We start from the raw sequence: 2,028 nt of genomic DNA, 5'->3' as shown, positions 1-2,028 counted from the left end.
CCCTAGCGGGCTTCGAGTTCGAGCCCGCCCGTGCGGCCGCGCACCGCCGCGCGACCTAGGGTCGGTGGTGTGCAGCAGGTCCGGACGAGGACCGCGCCCGGCCTGCTGGTCGCGGGTGCGTTCCTCGTGACGACGCTCGGCGCCACCCTGCCGACCCCGCTCTACCCGATCTACCAGCGGGAGCTGGGTCTCGACGGCCTGATGGTGACGGTCGTGTTCGCGACCTACGCGGTCGGGGTGCTGGCGGCGCTGCTGCTGTTCGGACGGCTGTCGGACCGCATCGGGCGCAAGCCGGTGCTGCTGCCCGGCCTGGCGCTCGCCGCGGCGAGCTCGCTGGTGCTGCTCGTCCCGGACAGCCTGGCCGCGCTGTTCGCCGGCCGGTTGCTGTCGGGGCTCTCGGTCGGGATCTTCACCGGGGTCGCGACGGCCACCATCGTCGACCTCGCGCCGCCGTCCGGGCGGGACCGGGCCGGGCTGCTCGCCGCCGCGGTGACCACGCTCGGCCTCGGACTGGGGCCGGTCGTCGCGGGCGCGCTCGCCGACCTGGCCCCCCACCCGCTGGTGCTGCCCTACCTGGTGCACCTCGGGGCCGTGGTCCTCGCCGCCGTCGCCGTGTGCGCCGTGCCGGAGCCGGTCGCGCGCGACCGGCGGCCGGTGCGCCTGGAGCTCCAGCGGCTGTCGGTGCCCGCCGAGGTCCGGCCGGTGTTCGTGCCGGCCGCGATCGCGGGGTTCGCGGGCTTCGCCGTGCTCGGCCTCTTCGCGGCCGTGTCGCCGCTGTTCGTCGCCGAGGTCCTGGGTGAGCCCGGCCACCTGCTCTCCGGCCTGGTGGTGTTCTCCCTGCTCGGCAGCTCGACGGCGGGCAGTTGCTCTCGGCCCGGCTCCCGCTGCGCACCTCGTTGCTCGGCGGCTGTCTGGCGCTGGCCGCCGGGACCGCGGTCGTCGGGGCCGGGGTCGGCGCGGCGTCGCTGCCGGTGCTGCTGGCCGGGGCGGTGGTGGCCGGGCTGGGGCAGGGCGCGAGCTTCCGCGCGGGGCTGCAGTCCGTCACGGGGGCGGCCCCCGCGCAGCGGCGCAGCGAGGTGTCGTCGAGCTACTTCCTCGTGCTGTACGTCGCCATCTCGATCCCGGTGATCGGCGTCGGGGCGGGGGCCACGGCGTTCGGTCTCCTGCCCACCGCCGTCGTGTTCTCCGGACTGGTCGCGCTGCTCGCGTCGGGTGCCTTCGCGAGCCTGGCGCGGCGTGCGTGATGCAGTTGTGACCGACCTCGCGGACGCCGCGGCGACCCCCTCGGCACGGTGTCCGGGGCCGGGGCGGCACGCGTCCGGAGCAGCGTGAACGGGGCGGTAGCCGGAGGTGCCGTCCGCCAAACGGAATAGTGACCGCGGTCACAGATTTTCCGCGGAAGGGGTCGTCGCCGTCGTCGTCCCCCTGTCCGGCGGGCTCTTTACCTGTAGATTTCCTGGCCATGTCCGCACTCGGGTCGATCGAACCGGAAACCGGGAGCGGCGCTCGGACGACGACCTCGGTCCCCACCACGGCCGACGGCGTGGCCCTCTGGAAGATCGCCACCGCTTCGCGCGCGCTCGACGTCAACTCCCGCTACGCCTACGTCCTGTGGTGCCGCGACTTCGCGGCCACCTCGATCGTGGCCCGGCTCGACGACCGGGTCGTCGGCTTCGTGACCGGCTATCTGCGGCCCGAGCGGCCCGACACCCTGTTCGTCTGGCAGGTCGCGGTCGACGAGGCGGCGCGCGGGCGCCGTGCGGCGGCCACGATGCTCGACGACCTGGTCGCCCGGGTCGGCGTGCCGTACCTGGAGACCACCGTCACCGACGACAACGCGGCGTCGCTCGCGATGTTCTCCGGGCTGGCCGAGCGGACCGGTGCCCCGATGGAACGGACCGCGCTGTTCGGCCCGGCCGAGCTGGGCGCGGAGCACGACCCCGAGTTCCTCTACCGGATCGGGCCCATGCACCTGAACGACCGACGCTGACGCGAGGATGATGACGACGATGACCGTGTTCGAGGACC

3 protein-coding genes are annotated in these 2,028 nt (G+C 74.5%); all 3 read left to right on the top strand.

The features are described 5' to 3' along the window. Window positions 1-69 precede the first annotated feature (69 nt). Window positions 70-1,128 (top strand): MFS transporter, encoded by a 1,059-nt coding sequence (locus PHY01_RS24265; RefSeq protein ID WP_218030321.1) that lies wholly within the window; start codon window positions 70-72, stop codon window positions 1,126-1,128. Further along, the gene (locus tag PHY01_RS27260) at window positions 1,098-1,244 is read left to right on the top strand and encodes a hypothetical protein (protein WP_218030319.1); all 147 of its coding nucleotides are present in this window, start codon (window positions 1,098-1,100) and stop codon (window positions 1,242-1,244) included. The genes PHY01_RS24265 and PHY01_RS27260 overlap by 31 nt, the downstream gene beginning before the upstream one ends. Window positions 1,245-1,462: 218 nt before the next feature. Further along, complete coding sequence (ectA, locus tag PHY01_RS24260) at window positions 1,463-1,990, top strand: diaminobutyrate acetyltransferase (RefSeq protein ID WP_141282286.1); 528 nt, start codon at window positions 1,463-1,465, stop codon at window positions 1,988-1,990. The last annotated feature ends 38 nt before the right edge of the window (window positions 1,991-2,028 follow it).

Origin of the sequence: Pseudonocardia hydrocarbonoxydans (genome assembly GCF_006539565.1) — a bacterium.
GTDB classification, from domain to species: domain Bacteria; phylum Actinomycetota; class Actinomycetes; order Mycobacteriales; family Pseudonocardiaceae; genus Pseudonocardia; species Pseudonocardia hydrocarbonoxydans.
Note: the sequence above shows the minus strand (reverse complement) of the source record. Positions and strands in the feature narration are given on the sequence as shown.

Excerpts from the sequence above, each read along its gene's own strand:
- ectA (WP_141282286.1), top strand. The coding sequence starts at position 1,463 with ATGTCCGCACTCGGGTCGATCGAACCGGAAACCGGGAGCGGCGCTCGG.